Here is a 17,074-nt window from a genome sequence, read left to right as displayed (position 1 = left end):
TATGCTCGGCCAGATGGCCACTGTGCAAGCCGAAGCCCTGCCGGACTTCACCACCCTGGTCGAGCAGGCCTCGCCGGCGGTGGTGAACATCAGTACCAAGCAGAAGCTGCCGGACCGCAAGTACGCCAACGGACAGATGCCGGACCTGGAAGGTCTGCCGCCGATGTTCCGCGAGTTCTTCGAGCGCAGCATTCCGCAGCAGCCGCGCCAGCCCCGTGGCGACCGCCAGCGCGAAGCGCAATCGCTGGGCTCGGGCTTCATCATTTCCGATGATGGTTACGTGCTGACCAACAACCACGTGATCGCCGACGCCGACGAAATCATCGTTCGCCTGTCCGACCGCAGCGAGCTGCAGGCCAAGCTGGTCGGCACCGACCCGCGTACCGACGTGGCGCTGCTCAAGGTCGACGGCAAGAACCTGCCGACGGTCAAGCTGGGCGACTCGTCGAAGCTCAAGGTCGGCGAATGGGTACTGGCCATCGGCTCGCCGTTCGGTTTCGACCACTCGGTGACCAAGGGTATCGTCAGCGCCAAGGGTCGCACCCTGCCGAACGACACCTATGTGCCGTTCATCCAGACCGACGTGGCGATCAACCCGGGCAACTCCGGTGGCCCGCTGTTCAACATGAATGGCGAGGTGGTCGGTATCAACTCGCAGATCTTCACCCGCTCCGGTGGCTTCATGGGCCTGTCGTTCGCCATCCCGATCGACGTGGCGCTGGATGTCTCCAGCCAGTTGAAGAAGGATGGCAAGGTCAGTCGCGGCTGGCTCGGCGTGGTGATCCAGGAAGTCAACAAGGACCTGGCCGAATCCTTCGGCCTGGACAAGCCGGCCGGCGCGCTGGTGGCCCAGGTCCTGGAAGACGGCCCGGCGGCCAAGGGCGGCCTGCAGGTGGGTGACGTGATCCTCAGCCTCAACGGCCAGCCGATCGTCATGTCCGCTGACCTGCCGCACCTGGTCGGTGGCCTGAAGGACGGCGCCAAGGCCCGTCTGGATATCATCCGCAACGGCAAGCGTCAGAACCTCGATGTGACCATCGGCGCCCTGCCTGACGAAGACGCGGAAGTCACCACCACCCCCGGCGGCGCCGTCGAGCGCAGCAGCAACCGCCTGGGTGTGAGCGTGTCGGACCTGACCGCCGAGCAGAAGAAAACCCTTGAGCTGCAAGGCGGTGTGGTCATCAAGGATGTCCAGGACGGCCCCGCAGCCATGATCGGCCTGCGCCCGGGCGATGTGATCAGCCACCTGAACAACCAGGCGATCACCTCGGCCAAGCAGTTCACCGAGATCGCCAAGGAACTGCCGAAGAACCGTTCGGTGTCCATGCGCGTCCTGCGCCAGGGGCGTGCAAGTTTCATTACCTTCAAGCTGGCTGAATAACAGCCACAAGCGGTAAGCCATAAGCTGCAAGAAGGGCAACTGCTCTTCTTGCAGCTTTCTGCTTTCTAAAGCCGCCACAAGACCGTGATGCTGCCGAACGGAATCTCCCACAACCCATCGGCATCAGGTACAATTCCCGGCTATTTTTCGGCGGGCGTCCGGCCCGCGGCCTTTTTGAGTGTTGATCCGTGAGTGATTTGAGTCATATCCGCAATTTCTCCATCATCGCCCACATTGACCACGGCAAGTCGACCCTGGCTGACCGGTTCATCCAGATGTGCGGCGGCCTGAGCGACCGTGAGATGGAGGCGCAGGTTCTCGATTCCATGGACCTCGAGCGCGAACGCGGAATCACCATCAAGGCCCACAGCGTCACCCTGCACTACAAGGCAGGCGACGGCAAAACCTACCAGCTGAACTTCATCGATACCCCCGGCCACGTCGACTTCACCTATGAAGTCAGCCGTTCGCTGGCTGCCTGCGAGGGCGCCTTGCTGGTGGTCGATGCCGGGCAGGGCGTCGAGGCGCAGTCCGTCGCCAACTGCTATACCGCCATCGAACAGGGCCTGGAAGTCATGCCGGTCCTCAACAAGATGGACCTGCCCCAGGCCGATCCGGACCGGGTCAAGGAAGAAATCGAGAAGATCATCGGCATCGACGCCACCGATGCCGTGGCCTGTTCGGCCAAGAGCGGCATGGGCGTCAATGACGTGCTCGAGCGCCTGGTACAGACCATTCCGGCGCCGGAAGGCGAGATCGACGCGCCATTGCAGGCGCTGATCATCGACTCCTGGTTCGACAACTACCTGGGCGTGGTGTCCCTGGTCCGCGTGCGCCACGGCCGCGTGAAGAAGGGCGACAAGATCCTGGTCAAGTCCACCGGCAAGGTGCACCTGGTCGACAGCGTCGGCGTCTTCACCCCGAAACACACGGTCACCGCCGACCTCAAGGCCGGTGAAGTGGGCTTCATCATCGCCAGCATCAAGGAAATCCTCGGGGCGCCGGTGGGCGACACCCTGACCCTGTCCTCGACGCCCGAAGTCGAAGTGCTGCCAGGTTTCAAACAGATCCAGCCGCAGGTATATGCCGGCCTGTTCCCGGTGAGTTCCGACGATTTCGAAGATTTTCGCGATGCGTTGCAGAAACTGACCCTGAACGATTCGTCGCTGCAGTACACCCCCGAAAGCTCCGATGCCCTGGGCTTCGGCTTCCGTTGCGGCTTCCTCGGCATGCTGCACATGGAGATCATCCAGGAGCGCCTGGAGCGCGAATACGACCTGGACCTGATCACCACCGCGCCGAGCGTGATCTTCGAGGTCAAGCTCAAGACCGGCGAAACCATCTATGTCGACAACCCGTCGAAACTGCCGGACATCTCCTCGGTCGAAGACTTCCGCGAGCCGATCGTCGCAGCGACCATCCTCGTGCCCCAGGAGCACCTGGGCAACGTCATTACCCTGTGCATCGAGAAGCGCGGCGTCCAGCGCGACATGCAGTTCCTCGGCTCGCAGGTGCAGGTGCGCTACGACCTGCCGATGAACGAGGTGGTACTGGACTTCTTCGACCGTCTCAAGTCCACCAGTCGCGGCTATGCTTCGCTGGATTACCATTTCGACCGTTATCAGTCGGCCAACCTGGTCAAGCTCGATGTACTGATCAACGGCGACAAGGTCGATGCCCTGGCATTGATCGTGCACCGCGACAACGCGCACTACAAAGGTCGCGCGTTGACCGAGAAGATGAAGGAACTGATCCCGCGGCAGATGTTCGACGTAGCGATCCAGGCAGCCATCGGCGGCCAGATCGTTGCCCGGACCACGGTCAAGGCGCTCAGAAAGAACGTACTGGCCAAATGTTACGGTGGCGACGTGAGCCGTAAGCGCAAGCTGCTGGAGAAACAGAAGGCTGGTAAGAAACGCATGAAACAGGTGGGCAACGTGGAGATTCCACAAGAAGCCTTCCTCGCCGTGCTCCGGTTGGATAGCTAGGTCCTATGTCACTAAATTTCCCGCTGTTGCTGGTCATCGCAGTCTTTGTCTGTGGGCTGTTGGCGCTGATCGATCTGCTGTTCCTGGCCCCGCGTCGGCGGGCCGCCATCGCCACTTACCAGGGCAGCGTCAGCCAGCCCGAAGTGTCGGTGCTCGAGCAGTTGAACAAGGAGCCGTTGCTGGTCGAGTACGGCAAGTCGTTCTTCCCGGTGCTGTTCATCGTGCTGGTGCTGCGCTCGTTCCTGGTCGAGCCGTTCCAGATCCCTTCGGGATCGATGAAGCCGACCCTGGAAGTGGGCGATTTCATCCTGGTCAACAAGTTCTCCTATGGCATCCGCCTGCCGGTGATCGACAAGAAAGTCATCGAGGTCGGTGACCCGCAGCGCGGCGATGTGATGGTGTTCCGCTACCCGAGCGACCCGAACGTCAACTACATCAAGCGTGTGGTCGGCTTGCCGGGCGACGTGGTGCGCTATACCAGCGACAAGCGCCTGTACGTCAACGGCCAGCAGGTTGCCGAGCAACTGGTCGGTGCCGAGCCGGGTACCCTGGGCAGCGCCGAGCTGTACAAGGAAAAGCTCGGCGAGGCCGAGCATCTGATCCGCAAGGAAATGAGTCGCTACCGCATGCCGCCGGACCAGCAGTGGACGGTACCTGCCGGCCACTACTTCATGATGGGCGACAACCGCGACAACTCCAACGACAGCCGCTACTGGGACGACCCGTCGATTCCCAAGGAGCTGCTGGGCATGGTTCCGGACCAGAACATCGTCGGCAAGGCCTTTGCCGTCTGGATGAGCTGGCCAGAGCCGAAACTCAGCCACTTCCCGAGCTTGTCCCGGGTCGGGCTGATCAAGTAGCACCTTCACGGCGCTGTCCCAGGACGGCGCCGAATGCTTTTCTGGCATAGGCTGTAACGAGGGACCGGACGCGGTTCCCAGCCATCCGGGCGAGCAGCAATGAATCCAAAACGTTTTTCAGGATCCGCATTTGAACAAGGCTTTGATCTCGACGGCCGCTGGCCGGACTGAACCGAGCGGCATCGGCGCCCCGTCGTCGCCGCTGAACCGCCACGAACTTCGCGTGGGGTCACTGTGAGCCCTTCCCTTAGTCGCCTGGAGCGCAAGCTCGGCTACAGCTTCAAGAACCAGGAACTGATGCTGCTGGCCCTGACCCACCGCAGCTACGCCGGCCGCAACAACGAGCGCCTGGAGTTTCTCGGTGATGCCATCCTCAACTTCGTTGCCGGCGAAGCCCTCTTCGAACGTTTCCCCCAGGCCCGCGAAGGCCAGTTGTCGCGCCTGCGCGCCCGCCTGGTCAAGGGCGAGACCCTGGCTCTGCTGGCCCGCGGTTTCGAGCTGGGTGATTACCTGCGCCTGGGCTCGGGCGAGCTGAAAAGCGGTGGTTTCCGTCGCGAGTCGATCCTTGCCGATGCCTTGGAAGCCCTGATTGGCGCGATCTACCTCGACGCCGACATGCAGACCGCCCGCGAGCGTGTGCTGTCGTGGCTGGCCGGTGAGTTCGAAAGCCTGACCCTGGTGGACACCAACAAGGACCCGAAAACCCGCCTGCAGGAATTCCTGCAGTCCCGGGCCTGCGAACTGCCCCGCTATGAAGTGGTGGATATCCAGGGCGAGCCGCATTGCCGGACCTTCTTCGTCGAGTGCGAAGTGACCCTGTTGACCGAAAAAAGCCGGGGGCAGGGTGTCAGCCGGCGTATCGCCGAGCAGGTCGCTGCCGCTTCGGCATTGATCGCCCTGGGCGTGGAGAATGGCAATGACTGAACAGAACACTACCCGTTGCGGCTACGTCGCCATCGTCGGCCGTCCCAACGTGGGCAAGTCGACGCTGCTCAACCACATCCTCGGGCAGAAGCTGGCGATCACCTCGCGCAAGCCGCAGACCACCCGGCACAACATGCTCGGGATCAAGACCGAGGGTGATGTCCAGGCGATCTACGTCGATACCCCTGGCATGCACAAGAGCAATGAAAAAGCGCTCAATCGCTACATGAACAAGACGGCCTCGGCGGCGTTGAAGGACGTCGACGTGGTGATTTTCGTGGTCGACCGCACCCGCTGGACCGACGAGGATCAGCTTGTTCTCGAACGTGTGCAGTACGTGCAGGGCCCGGTGATCCTGGCGATCAACAAAACCGACCGCATCGAAGAAAAAGCCGATCTGATCCCGCACCTGCAATGGCTGCAGGAGCAACTGCCGAATGCCGAGATCGTGCCGATCTCCGCCCAGCAGGGGCACAACCTGGAGGCCCTGGAGGCGCTGATCGCCAAGCACTTGCCGGAGAACGAGCACTTCTTCCCGGAAGACCAGATCACCGACCGCAGCAGCCGCTTCCTTGCCGCCGAGCTGGTGCGCGAGAAGATCATGCGCCAGCTCGGTGCCGAGCTGCCGTACCAGATCACCGTGGAAATCGAGGAGTTCAAGCAGCAGGGGCATGTCCTGCACATCCACGCGCTGATCCTCGTCGAGCGTGACGGGCAGAAGAAAATCATCATTGGCGACAAGGGCGAGCGCATCAAGCGTATCGGCTCCGAGGCGCGCAAGGATATGGAAGTGCTGTTCGACGCCAAGGTCATGCTCAACCTCTGGGTCAAGGTCAAGGGCGGCTGGTCCGACGACGAGCGCGCCCTGCGCTCCCTGGGCTACGGCGACCTGTAATCCTACGGCCCGATACCGTCCGGTCTCGGGCCGACTCTCCTGCGAACGCCATCATGGAACAGCCAGAGGCCCTGCCGGCCTACGTTCTGCATAACCGTGCCTACCGCGAAACCAGTGCCCTGGTGGATTTCCTTACGCCGCAGGGGCGTTTCCGTGCGGTCATGCGCCGCGCCCGGGGCAAGGGCGGCAGCCTGGCGCGGCCGTTCGTGCCGCTGGAACTCGAACTGCGCGGGCGCGGCGAGCTGAAGAATGTCGGTCGTCTCGACAGCGTCGGCGTTGCTGCCTGGCTGCACGGTGACGCGCTGTTCAGCGGGCTTTATCTGAATGAGCTGCTGATTCGCCTGCTGCCGGCCGAGGATCCCCATCCGGCGTTGTTCGTCCACTACGCCGCGACTTTGCAGGCACTGGCCGAGGGGCGCGCGCTGGAGCCCTTGCTGCGCAGTTTCGAATGGCGCCTGCTGGACGAACTCGGCTATGCCTTCGCCCTGGACCAGGACATCAACGGTGATGTCCTCGAACCCGATGGTTGGTACCGCCTGCAAACCGATGCCGGGCTGGAGCGGGTCTGGCTGCTCCAGCCCGGCCTGTTCAGCGGCCGTGACCTGGCGGCCATGGCGCAGGCCGACTGGGAAGCCCCCGGTGTCCTGGCCGCGGCCAAGCGCCTGATGCGTCAGGCGCTGGCGGTGCACCTGGGCGGTCGTCCGCTGGTCAGCCGCGAACTGTTTCGCAAGCGCTGAGCACGACGTATGCTGTCGGGCTCAATCTTCAGGAGAGTTTCTTCGTGACCCACAGCAACCGCATCCTCCTCGGTGTCAACATCGACCATGTGGCGACCCTGCGCCAGGCCCGTGGTACCCGTTACCCGGACCCGGTCAAGGCCGCGCTGGACGCCGAGGAGGCCGGTGCCGACGGGATTACCGTGCACCTGCGCGAGGATCGCCGGCACATCCAGGACCGTGACGTACTGGTGCTCAAGGATGTGTTGCAAACCCGGATGAACTTCGAGATGGGTGTCACCGAGGAAATGATGGCCTTCGCCGAGCGCATTCGTCCGGCGCATATCTGCCTGGTACCCGAGACCCGCCAGGAACTGACCACCGAAGGCGGGCTGGATGTCGCCGGCCAGGAAGCGCGGATCAAGGCGGCGGTGGAACGCCTGTCGAAGCTGGGCTCGGAAGTATCCCTGTTCATCGATGCCGACGAGCGGCAGATCGAGGCCTCCCGTCGCGTCGGTGCACCGGCCATCGAGCTGCACACCGGGCGTTATGCCGATGCCCATACTCCGGCGCAAGAGGCTGACGAGCTGAAGCGGATTGCCGATGGCGTGGCCTTTGGCCTGGGCCAGGGCCTGATCGTCAATGCCGGGCATGGCCTGCATTACCACAATGTCGAGGCGGTGGCGGCGATCAAGGGCATCAACGAACTGAACATCGGCCATGCGCTGGTGGCCCATGCCCTCTTTGTTGGCTTCAAGGGTGCCGTGGCGGAAATGAAGGCTTTGATCCTGGCCGCCAGCCGCGGTTGATCTTCAGGGCCTCATCGCTGGCAAGCCAGCTCCCACAGGGTCCCTGTGGGAGCTGGCTTGCCAGCGATGAGGCCCGAAGGATCACTCAGGAAAAACCAGGCTGAACCGTGTCGGCCCATCCACCGCACTCGCCACCTCGACCCGTCCCCCATGCACCTGCATGATCGACCTGACGATCGCCAGCCCCAGCCCGGTCCCTCCGTCCAGCCGCGAACGACCGCAGCCCACCCGGTAAAACCGCTCGAACAGATGCGGTACATGCTCCGCCGCAATACCCGGCCCCTCGTTCTCGACCCAGCAGCTCAGCCCGGCTTCCTGCGGCTCTATCCCTATCCGCACCGCTTGTCCCTCGGCGCCATGCCGGATGGCATTGCTCAGCAGGTTCGACAACGCCCGCTGGATCATCAACCGATCCCCGCGCACCGTGCCCCAGCCGCGTACCTTCAGCTCTATCCCTTTGCTTTCCGCGCTCAGCTCGAACAACTCCACCACCCGGCGGACCTCCTCGCCCAGCGCTACGGGGTTCAACGGCACCTTGGTGGAGGGCTGCTCCACCTGGGCCAGGAACAGCATGTCGGTGATGATCCGGGTCAGCCGGGTCAGTTCCTCGATGCTGTCCTCCAGCGCCAGCTTGTAGTCCTGCGGCGGCCGCTCGCGGCTGAGTGTCACCTGGGCCTTGCCCATCAGGTTGCTGATCGGCGTGCGCAATTCATGGGCGAGATCATCGGAGAACTGCGCGAGTTGACCGACGCCGTTCTCGAGTCGGTCGAGCATGACGTTGATGCTCTGCGCCAGGGTGTGCAGCTCCAGCGGTAGCCCGTCTTCCGGTAGGCGATGGTTCAGCTCCTGGGCCGAGACCTGCTCGGCGATTCGCCGGAACCGCCGCAGCGGTGCGAGCCCGCCCTGCACCAGGCGCCAGGCGCAGACCCCGATAAGCACGAGCAGCAAGGGCAAGGCCAGCAAGGTGGAGCGCAGGTAGGCGTGGAGCAGGTCGAGGTCTTCGCTGCGATTGACCGTCAGCAGCACCTGCACCGCCGTGCCGTCCTGCAGGCGCATGGTGCGGGACGCGGTGAGCAGTTGTTTCTTGTCGCTGTCGACCCATTCGCTGAAGCCCAGGCGCGGACCGACCGGAATCGGCTCGCTGGGCGCCTCCAGCAAGGGCCCCAGGCTCAAGCGCGCAGGGTGCCGGGCGCTGTGCTCGACCACACTGAGACTCAGGTTGTCATGCCCCATCACTACATCCAGCAGCGGATGGGCGCGGGCGCCGAGGTCGCTGACCTTGAGGTCGACGTTAAGGCTATGTTCGATCTGATCCATCTTGCGTTGCAGATGCTCGCGGGCGCGCTGGTCCAGTTCCCGGTCGAGGGCGAATACCGCCAGCGCCGCCAGCAGCAGGACCAGCGCCGCGCCCATCAGGATCACGCTCAGGCCCAGGCGCAGTGACAGGCGCGCTGGCTTCATTCGCGGGCTTCCAGCACGTAGCCGACGCCACGCAGGGTGTGGATCAGCTTGCTTTCGAACGGATCGTCGATCTTTGCCCGCAGGCGGCGAATCGATACTTCCACCACGTTGGTGTCGCAGTCGAAGTTCATGTCCCAGACCAGCGAGATGATCTGGGTTCGCGACAGCACTTCGCCGCTCTGGCGCATCAGCAGATGCAGGAGGGAGAACTCCTTGGCGGTCAGGTCGATGCGCTGGCCCCCGCGCCAGGCGCGATGACGGCCGGGATCGAGTTCCAGGTCGGCGACTTTCAGGGTGGCCGGCTGCAACGGCTGTTCGCTGCGGCGCAGCAGGCTGCGTACCCGGGCCAGCAGTTCGGGGAACTCGAAGGGCTTGAGCAGATAATCGTCGGCACCCAGGTCGAGGCCCTTGACCCGATCGGCCAGGCGGCCGTGGGCAGTGAGCATCATGATCCGCGTCGCCGACTGCGCGCGCAGGCGTTGCAGCACGGTCCAGCCGTCCAGCTCCGGCAGGTTGACGTCGAGGATCACCAGGTCGTATGGCTGTTGCCGGGCCAGGTGCAGGCCGTCGGTGCCGGTCCGCGCGCAGTCCACCACGTAGCCGTTTTCACTCAGGCCTTGTTGCAGGTAATCGGCGGTGCGGACTTCGTCCTCGATGATCAGTAGGCGCATGGCAGGCTCTGGCATGGGAAAGGCGGCGAGTCTCGGGCCTGAAGCAGCTTCAGGGTCAAGAAGGGCGGAGGGGATGGTATGACAGGGGATTGCGGGGGTGGGGAAGTTTACTGATTTGTAATGTTTCAGCCATTTGAAAGTTAGGTGTTCTTCCCGGCCTCATCGCTGGCAAGCCAGCTCCCACAGTGTGGGAGCTGGCTTGCCAGCGATGAGGCCCGAACTGCCAACCTTACTTTCGGGCTACCAGCACAGCCCGCCGAGGCGCAGGCAATCCTTCGATGGTGCGACCGTGATCCTGCGGGTCGAGGAAATCACTCAGGGATTGATATTTCATCCACTCGGTACTGCGCTGCTCTTCCACGCTGGTGGTGCTCACATCCACACAGCGCACGTCGCTGAAACCGGCCCGTCGCAGCCAGCGTTCCAACGCCGGCACCGACGGCAGGAACCAGACGTTGCGCATCTGAGCATAACGGTCCTCGGGCACCAGCACCTGGTTCTCGTCACCTTCGATCACCAGGGTTTCCAGGACCAGCTCGCCGCCCTTGACCAGGCAATCCTTCAGCGCCAGCAGATGCTCGATCGGCGAGCGCCGGTGATAGAACACGCCCATCGAAAACACGGTGTCGAAGCCTTCCAGCGCCGCCGGCAGGTCTTCCAGGGCGAAGGGCAGGTGCCAGGCCGGCAGGTCCGGCAGGTAGCGCTGCACCGCCTGGAACTGGCAGAAGAACAGCCAGTTGGGGTCGACGCCGATCACGCTGTCGGCACCGGCGCCGAGCATGCGCCACTGGTAATAGCCGTTGCCGCAGCCAACATCCAGCACCCGCTTGCCACGCAGGTCCAGGTGCGGAGCGACCCGCGCCCATTTCCAGTCCGAACGCCATTCGGTATCCACATGCACGCCGAACAGGTCGAACGGTCCCTTGCGCCATGGCGAAAGGCCCATCAAGGCAGCGCGGGCCTGTTCGCGGGTGGCCTCGTCGCAGGCGAAGTCCAGGCGCAGGCCGTTGACCAGATCGACCTCGCTCGGCATCAGCGTTGGCAGCCGGTCCAGCGCGCTTTGCCAGCGCTCCAGGTCGCCATGGCCTTTTTCCAGCTTGGCATCGAGTTGTGCTTGCAGGCCTTGCGACCAGTGCGCCAGGGGCGTACCCGCCAGGCGGCGGACCAGAGGAGAAAGATCGATCATGGCAGGGCAATCAGGGAGGCGAAGTTCAGGCATTGGAACCACGGCACCACCTTGGAGAAACCGGCGGCCTCAAGGCGCGTGCGGTGTTCTTCGAGGCTGTCGGGCTTCATTACGTTTTCGATGGCACTGCGTTTCTGGGCGATTTCCAGTTCGCTGTAGCCGTTGGCGCGTTTGAAGGCGATATGCAGGTCGGTGAGCAGGGCATGTTCGCCTGCGTCTTCGAAGCGCAGTTTTTCCGAGAGGATCAGGGCGCCACCCGGCACCAGGGCCTGGCGGATCTTGCCGAGCAAGGCCAGGCGCACCGCCGGCTCGATGAACTGCAGGGTGAAGTTCATCGCCACCACCGAGGCCGGTTGCAGTTCCAGCGCAGTGATATCGGCTTCGAGCACCTGCACGGGGAGCAGCTCCTGGTACATGGCGTCCTGGGCCTTCAGGTACTCGGCGCAGCGTTCGACCATGGCCGCGGAATTGTCCACCGCCAGCACCCGGCAGCCATCGCTGCGTACATGCCGGCGCAGGGCCTGGGTCACCGCGCCGAGGGAACTGCCGAGGTCGTAGAGCAGGGTATCCGGCCGGGCGAACTGCGCGGCGAGCACGCCGATGTTCTCGACGATGGTCGGGTAGCCGGGCACCGAGCGCTTGATCATGTCGGGGAACACCCGCACTACATCTTCGTTGAAGGTGAAGTCGGGCACCTGGTCCAGCGCGGCGGAAAATAGACGGTCGGGTTCTTGGCTCACGGTCTGTACACGGGATGGTCGAAACGGGGCGCCATTCTAGCCAAGTGGGGAAGCCATGCCTATGCGTTGCCGGACGGATGCCCGACTTCGCCAGGGGTTGCCGGAGGTTTCCCGCATTGTGCGGCGAAGTCCGGCGATTTCGGGCAAGTCCCTCGGGGCCTAGGGTGACTCCACTGCCTTGGGAGACAGGGCAGCTATTTGCCAAGGATAAGATCATGACCACCAAAGAAAACGATTCGTTGCAGGCCATGGATGCCCAACAGCGTGCCGAATTCGTGCCCCAGCAGTATTTCGACGTCATTTCCAGGCGCGCCGACAACAACCGCATGCAGCCTGCGTTGATCTTCACGGCCGACAACCTGCGAAGTATCAAGCGCTACGTCCATTATGTCCTGCGTCTGCCCAAGAGCATCGACGAGATCAACGGTACCCACGACCTGTCCCTGATTGGTATCGATGCCGCCCAGGTTGACCGGCTGTATACCAACCTGCGTACCCATGTAGAGACCTGGGATGTACTGGAACGGGAAACCAAGAGCCTCGGCACCCGTCTTGAGATATTCGCCAGTTCCTTCATCACCGATGGCAGGACATTGATCGAGAAGCTCGAGGCGACCGAGGCGTTTCGCACGCTCAAGGCCCGCCTGCGCGACGTGGTCGATGAAGTTTCGCTGGCCCGTTCGGGCTTCAGGGTGCTCGGTAAAGGAGAGCGTAAGCAGGTGGCCGACCTACGTAGCCATCTGGGCATCATCGCCGAGGACATCGCCGAGGTACGCCAGCAGATCACGGCAATCAAAGAGCGTGCCCAGTGGTTCGCCGATGCGGTGGTTCGCCAGTTGCGGCCGGAAACCGATGCACTGAACCGTCAGATCAAGGATATAAGCCCGGAAAAACTCGTCGATGACTTGCGCCAGCAGCTCACCCCGCTGGACGAGGAAATCGAGAAGATGGATGCCTCCTACCAGAAGCTGGTTGGCCTGGCCTTCACCGGATTGGTGTTCGGGCCCATTGGCGTGGCGATAACCGGCGGCATCTACGGTGCCCAGGCCGAGGGCGTACGTGCGGCCAACAACCTCCTGCGCCGCAAGCGCGAGACCCTGGTGCAGCAGATCGAGGCGATAAGCCCCATGGTCGGGGTGTTCGAAACCACCACCCTGCAGATCGCCGACCTGAAGTTCCGCCTGACCGAAGTACAGACCGCCGCCAAGAACCTCGAGGATGTCTGGAACATGCTGGGCGTCTATGTCGAGCAGTCTGGCGAGGAGTTGGAACTCATTGGCACCGACATCGAGCTGGCAACCTTCATGCTGCGCTTCGAACGGGTTCTGCGCCCGTGGCACAGCATCCGTGACATCTCTTCGCAATTGTCGAAGATCTTCAACGAAACCGTGGACGAGATCAGCAAGGAAGGAACCTTTTCATGAACCAGCTCAACCCGCAGACGTTGCCGGATATCAGCCGGATGAACGACCTGAAGGAGGATTTCCTCAAGCAGCTTTATCGCACCACGGGAGCCCTGCTGCCGGCCCTTCGCGAGCAGTTGACCGGCCTGTCCGAACGCCTGCTGGATACCGATCGCCTGCTTTCCGAGCGCGTCCTCAGCGCCTTGGTGCTGGTGGGCAATCATAAATGGGGCGACCTGGCGCCTGTTCTTGCCCAGAACCCGGGCCAGGTTCAGGTGCTGGAGCAGGACGCCCTGCGCGATAGGCAGCGTTTGCAGGCCAAAGGCCAGGAAATCGTCGATGCCCTGGCGCAGTTGGGAAAGGCCAGGCTTCCTGCAGTACAGGAGCGCGTCGACGCGCTTGCGGATCAACGGGATACCCTGAACGCGTCTATCGCCAGTCAGGAAGCCCGCATCGAGGGCTTCAATGCCCAGATCGAAGCCATGAGCGAAGTGATCAACGCTTTCGAGGTGCCGGACCTGCAACGGGTCTTCAAAGGTATGGTTCCGACCGAAGCTGAAATCGCCTTGATACAGAAAATGCTCGTGAAAGGGGTGGACCCGGACAGCCTGATGGCTGCTGCACGGATCTTCGTGGACAAGGTCGCCGGGTTGCTCGAGGGACGCAAGCTGAGTGGTGTCATCAAGTTGCGCATGAGCTTGGTCATCGAGCGCGGAGTACTGCTCGATGAAGTCTGCAATTGGAAGGCCCGGCGCGCAGCCGTGGAAAGCGAACTGGCGGAGTTGCCCGGCGTTGCCGCCCTCGGCGGGGTGCGGGACCAGTGGCTGGAAAACGCAGGAATGCTGGCCCGGGGCTGGACAGAGCGGGTCGAAGCGGTAAGCGTACAGACCGAATTGCAGGCCATGGCCGACGCCCTGTGCGCAATGGAAGCCTGGCTACTGGCCGTGCGGCGTCGCTACGAGGAGCTCTAGCGCACCTTGACGGTACAGTCGAAGCGTTGCACTGGCGACTCTTCCGGAGCCCAGGGCTGCTGGTAGACCAGAACCAGATGGCCTTCTCCAGCACCCTTGGCCCGGAAGCGCCAGGTGGACTGGCCGTCGCTACCGACCATGCCGGTGTTGTCGTTGCTGCGATAGACCTCGGGGCCCAAGGCGCCGAGGACGCTGCTTGCGGCATCCTGCACCTGCCAGCGATAGCCGGTGCTGGGATTGCTCGGCAGGGTGAGGGTCAGCGCCTGGCCGATACTCAGGTCGATCGGGCATTGGCTCTGCTTTTCCACCACCACAGGCTCGGTGCGGGTGGTGTCGTGGGAGCAGGCAGCCAACAAGGTGAGGCCCGACAGCAGGGCGGTACGGCGGATCGTCATGCAGCACTCCGGAACGCGGGTGGGCTTTGGGTATCGGCCTCGGAGCTTAAACCGGATGGGTTGTCGGGTTCTACCTGGTGATTTTGAGGGCCTCATCGCTGGCAAGCCAGCTCCCACAGGGTCCGCGTGCTCCGCTGGACCTGTGGGAGCTGGCTTGTCGGACCGCCGCACCGCAGCGATGAGGCCCTCAAAAACTCAGTTGAACAGAACCTTGGCCACATCCCCGAAGCGCTTGGCGAAATGCACCGTCAGCCCTTGTTTCAGGTACTCCGGCAGTTCCAGGAAATCACCCCGGTTCGCCTCTGGCAGGATCAGTTCGAAGATCTTCTGCCGGCGCGCCGCGATCACCTTCTCGCGTACCCCACCAATTGGCAGGACCGCTCCCGTCAGGGTCATCTCTCCCGTCATCGCCACGCCTTTCTTCGGCGCCTGGTCACGCGCCAGCGATAGCAGGGCGCTGGCCATGGTGATGCCGGCGCTCGGGCCATCTTTCGGCGTTGCGCCTTCCGGCACGTGCAGGTGAACGAAGGCTTCGTTGAAGAAGGTCGGATCGCCGCCAAACTGTTTCAGGTGCGAACTGACATAGCTGTAGGCAATTTCTGCCGATTCCTTCATCACGTCACCCAGTTGCCCGGTGAGCTTGAAGCCGCGATTGAGCGTATGGATCCGTGTCGCTTCGATCGGCAGGGTGGCGCCGCCCATGCTGGTCCAGGCCAGCCCGGTGATCACGCCCTTGCCGGCCAGTACCTGCTCGCTGCGGAACACCGGCATGCCCAGCGCCGCCTCGAGGTCCTTCGGACCGATCTTGATCACCGCGTCCGGCTCATCCAGCAGCCGTACCACCGCCTTGCGTACCAGCTTGCCCAGTTGTTTCTCCAGTTGGCGCACACCCGCCTCGCGGGCATAGCCTTCGATGACCGTACGCAGCGCGGCATCGCTGATGCTCAGGCTGGCCTTGGCGACCCCGGCCTTCTGCAACTGCTTGGGCCAGAGATGGCGCTTGGCGATCGCCAGTTTTTCCTCGGTGATGTAGCCAGACAGGCGGATCACTTCCATACGGTCGAGCAGCGGGCCGGGGATGGAATCCAGGGTATTGGCAGTGCACACGAACAGCACCTTGGACAGGTCCAGGCGCAGGTCCAGGTAGTGATCGAGGAAATCTACGTTCTGCTCCGGATCGAGGGTTTCCAGCAGTGCCGAGGCCGGATCACCCTGGTAGCTCTGGCCCATCTTGTCGATCTCGTCGAGCATGATCACCGGGTTCATCACCTCGACATCCTTGAGCGCCTGCACCAGCTTGCCCGGCTGGGCGCCGATATAGGTGCGGCGATGCCCCTTGATCTCGGCCTCGTCGCGCATGCCACCGACGCTGAAGCGATAGAACGGCCGGCCCAGGGATTCGGCGATGGACTTGCCGATGCTGGTCTTGCCCACGCCCGGCGGGCCCACCAGCAACACGATGGAGCCGCTGATCTCGCCCTTGTAGGCGCCGACCGCGAGGAATTCGAGGATACGGTCCTTGACGTCCTCCAGCCCGGAATGATGCTGGTCGAGGACCTTGCGTGCGTGCTTGAGGCTCAGCTTGTCTTCGCCATACACGCCCCAGGGCAGGGCGGTGGCCCATTCCAGGTAATTGCGGGTCACCGCGTACTCCGGTGACCCGGTCTCGAGGATCGCCAGCTTGCCCATCTCTTCGTCGATGCGCTTCTGCGCGGCGGCGGGCAGGGTCTTGCCGTCGAGGCGCTGCTTGAACTGTTCGAGGTCGGCGCTGCGGTCGTCCTTGGTCAGGCCCAGCTCCTGCTGGATGACCTTGAGCTGTTCCTTGAGGAAGAACTCGCGCTGGTGCTCGCCGATCTGCCGGTTCACCTCGGCGGAGATCTCGTTCTGCAGGCGCGCGACCTCCACTTCCTTGCGCAGCATCGGCAGGACTTTCTCCATGCGCTTGAGGATCGGCACGCAGTCCAGCACTTCCTGTAGCTGCTGGCCGGTGGCCGAGGTCAGGGCGGCGGCGAAGTCGCTCAGTGGCGACGGGTCGTTGGGGCTGAAGCGGTTGAGGTAGTTCTTCAGTTCTTCGCTGTACAGCGGGTTGAGCGGCAGCAGTTCCTTGATCGCATTGATCAAGGCCATGCCGTAGGCCTTCACCTCGTCGGTGGGCTCGGGGCTCTGGTGCGGGTATTCGACTTCCACCAGGTAGGGCGGGCGATGATGCTTGAGCCAGGTGCGGATACGCACCCGGGTCAGGCCCTGGGCGACGAACTGCAGCTTGCCGTTCTCGCGGCTGGCGTGGTGCACCTTGACCAGGGTGCCGTACAACGGCAGGGCCGAGGTGTCGAAATGACGATGGTCCTGCAGCGGCTCGTCCATGAAGAACAGGGCCAGGCTGTGGTGCGGGGTCTTGGCTACCAGGTCGAGGGTTTCCGCCCAGGGCTCTTCGTTGACGATCACCGGCAGCACCTGCGCGGGGAAGAACGGGCGGTTGTGGATCGGGATCACGTAGACCTTGTCCGGCAGTTGCTGGCCGGGCAGGGCAAGGGTCCGGCCAGTGGGGTCGGTGGTATCGAGATGTTCGACTTCGGCGTATTCGTCGGGATGTTCCGGGAGATCCTGCTGGTCGCTCATGGGGCACCTGCGTGAATGACTATGGTGCTTAGATGGGGCGGTCCGAGGGTGGTTT

At 63.1% G+C, this 17,074-nt stretch carries 15 protein-coding genes; 9 read left to right on the top strand and 6 right to left on the bottom strand.

Annotated elements, in window-relative coordinates:
- Position 1 precedes the first annotated feature (1 nt).
- From N7650_RS19400 to pdxJ, 7 genes are all read left to right on the top strand, one after another.
- Positions 2-1,381, top strand: coding sequence for a DegQ family serine endoprotease (locus N7650_RS19400; protein WP_279899635.1), 1,380 nt, complete (start codon positions 2-4; stop codon positions 1,379-1,381).
- Between the two features lie 188 nt (positions 1,382-1,569).
- Positions 1,570-3,369, top strand: coding sequence for a translation elongation factor 4 (gene lepA, locus N7650_RS19395; protein ID WP_037060434.1), 1,800 nt, complete (start codon positions 1,570-1,572; stop codon positions 3,367-3,369).
- Positions 3,370-3,374: 5 nt separating this feature from the next.
- Complete coding sequence (lepB, locus tag N7650_RS19390) at positions 3,375-4,229, top strand: signal peptidase I (protein ID WP_009399851.1); 855 nt, start codon at positions 3,375-3,377, stop codon at positions 4,227-4,229.
- Between the two features lie 234 nt (positions 4,230-4,463).
- Positions 4,464-5,153, top strand: coding sequence for a ribonuclease III (gene rnc, locus N7650_RS19385; RefSeq protein ID WP_009399849.1), 690 nt, complete (start codon positions 4,464-4,466; stop codon positions 5,151-5,153).
- Entirely contained in the window at positions 5,146-6,048 is a 903-nt protein-coding gene (gene era / locus N7650_RS19380; RefSeq protein WP_009399847.1) for a GTPase Era, read from the top strand. Before rnc ends, era begins: the two co-directional genes overlap by 8 nt.
- A gap of 53 nt (positions 6,049-6,101) precedes the next feature.
- Positions 6,102-6,785 carry a DNA repair protein RecO gene (gene recO / locus N7650_RS19375; RefSeq protein WP_009399846.1) on the top strand — a complete coding sequence of 228 codons (684 nt, stop codon included), beginning with the start codon at positions 6,102-6,104 and terminating at the stop codon, positions 6,783-6,785.
- Between the two features lie 44 nt (positions 6,786-6,829).
- Positions 6,830-7,573 (top strand): pyridoxine 5'-phosphate synthase, encoded by a 744-nt coding sequence (gene pdxJ, locus N7650_RS19370; protein WP_009399844.1) that lies wholly within the window; start codon positions 6,830-6,832, stop codon positions 7,571-7,573.
- Positions 7,574-7,654: 81 nt separating this feature from the next.
- Here the strand turns inward: pdxJ and N7650_RS19365 are convergent, their stop codons facing one another.
- From N7650_RS19365 to cmoA, 4 genes are all read right to left on the bottom strand, one after another.
- Positions 7,655-9,034: a heavy metal sensor histidine kinase gene (locus N7650_RS19365; protein WP_279899627.1), complete on the bottom strand. Its 1,380-nt coding sequence runs from the start codon at positions 9,032-9,034 to the stop codon at positions 7,655-7,657.
- Positions 9,031-9,705: a heavy metal response regulator transcription factor gene (locus N7650_RS19360; protein ID WP_009399840.1), complete on the bottom strand. Its 675-nt coding sequence runs from the start codon at positions 9,703-9,705 to the stop codon at positions 9,031-9,033. The genes N7650_RS19365 and N7650_RS19360 overlap by 4 nt, the downstream gene beginning before the upstream one ends.
- A 229-nt stretch (positions 9,706-9,934) precedes the next feature.
- Complete coding sequence (cmoB, locus tag N7650_RS19355; RefSeq protein WP_279899626.1) at positions 9,935-10,891, bottom strand: tRNA 5-methoxyuridine(34)/uridine 5-oxyacetic acid(34) synthase CmoB; 957 nt, start codon at positions 10,889-10,891, stop codon at positions 9,935-9,937.
- Positions 10,888-11,631: a carboxy-S-adenosyl-L-methionine synthase CmoA gene (gene cmoA, locus N7650_RS19350; RefSeq protein ID WP_009399835.1), complete on the bottom strand. Its 744-nt coding sequence runs from the start codon at positions 11,629-11,631 to the stop codon at positions 10,888-10,890. Before cmoA ends, cmoB begins: the two co-directional genes overlap by 4 nt.
- Before the next feature lie 215 nt (positions 11,632-11,846).
- On the opposite strand from cmoA, the gene N7650_RS19345 reads away from it, so the two are divergent.
- Positions 11,847-13,055, top strand: coding sequence for an alpha-xenorhabdolysin family binary toxin subunit A (locus N7650_RS19345; protein ID WP_279899625.1), 1,209 nt, complete (start codon positions 11,847-11,849; stop codon positions 13,053-13,055).
- Positions 13,052-14,005, top strand: coding sequence for an alpha-xenorhabdolysin family binary toxin subunit B (locus N7650_RS19340; RefSeq protein ID WP_279899624.1), 954 nt, complete (start codon positions 13,052-13,054; stop codon positions 14,003-14,005). The genes N7650_RS19345 and N7650_RS19340 overlap by 4 nt, the downstream gene beginning before the upstream one ends.
- Here N7650_RS19340 and N7650_RS19335 read toward each other — a convergent pair.
- Both N7650_RS19335 and lon read right to left on the bottom strand, forming a co-directional pair.
- Positions 14,002-14,400 carry a protease inhibitor I42 family protein gene (locus N7650_RS19335; RefSeq protein WP_279899623.1) on the bottom strand — a complete coding sequence of 133 codons (399 nt, stop codon included), beginning with the start codon at positions 14,398-14,400 and terminating at the stop codon, positions 14,002-14,004. The genes N7650_RS19340 and N7650_RS19335 overlap by 4 nt on opposite strands.
- 195 nt (positions 14,401-14,595) lie before the next feature.
- The gene (gene lon / locus N7650_RS19330; RefSeq protein WP_009399828.1) at positions 14,596-17,019 is read right to left on the bottom strand and encodes an endopeptidase La; all 2,424 of its coding nucleotides are present in this window, start codon (positions 17,017-17,019) and stop codon (positions 14,596-14,598) included.
- Between the last annotated feature and the right edge of the window lie 55 nt (positions 17,020-17,074).

The organism is Pseudomonas sp. GD04058 (assembly GCF_029836855.1).
Classification (GTDB): Bacteria; Pseudomonadota; Gammaproteobacteria; order Pseudomonadales; family Pseudomonadaceae; genus Aquipseudomonas; species Aquipseudomonas bharatica.
The sequence above is the reverse complement of the archived record's forward strand: the minus strand, read 5'-3'. Positions and strand labels throughout refer to the sequence as shown.

Excerpts from the sequence above, each read along its gene's own strand:
- N7650_RS19400 (WP_279899635.1), top strand. The coding sequence starts at position 2 with ATGCTCGGCCAGATGGCCACTGTGCAAGCCGAAGCCCTGCCGGACTTC.
- lepB (WP_009399851.1), top strand. The coding sequence starts at position 3,375 with ATGTCACTAAATTTCCCGCTGTTGCTGGTCATCGCAGTCTTTGTCTGT.
- era (WP_009399847.1), top strand. The coding sequence starts at position 5,146 with ATGACTGAACAGAACACTACCCGTTGCGGCTACGTCGCCATCGTCGGC.
- recO (WP_009399846.1), top strand. The coding sequence starts at position 6,102 with ATGGAACAGCCAGAGGCCCTGCCGGCCTACGTTCTGCATAACCGTGCC.
- N7650_RS19365 (WP_279899627.1), bottom strand. The coding sequence starts at position 9,034 with ATGAAGCCAGCGCGCCTGTCACTGCGCCTGGGCCTGAGCGTGATCCTG.
- N7650_RS19360 (WP_009399840.1), bottom strand. The coding sequence starts at position 9,705 with ATGCGCCTACTGATCATCGAGGACGAAGTCCGCACCGCCGATTACCTG.
- cmoB (WP_279899626.1), bottom strand. The coding sequence starts at position 10,891 with ATGATCGATCTTTCTCCTCTGGTCCGCCGCCTGGCGGGTACGCCCCTG.
- N7650_RS19345 (WP_279899625.1), top strand. The coding sequence starts at position 11,847 with ATGACCACCAAAGAAAACGATTCGTTGCAGGCCATGGATGCCCAACAG.
- N7650_RS19340 (WP_279899624.1), top strand. The coding sequence starts at position 13,052 with ATGAACCAGCTCAACCCGCAGACGTTGCCGGATATCAGCCGGATGAAC.
- N7650_RS19335 (WP_279899623.1), bottom strand. The coding sequence starts at position 14,400 with ATGACGATCCGCCGTACCGCCCTGCTGTCGGGCCTCACCTTGTTGGCT.
- lon (WP_009399828.1), bottom strand. The coding sequence starts at position 17,019 with ATGAGCGACCAGCAGGATCTCCCGGAACATCCCGACGAATACGCCGAA.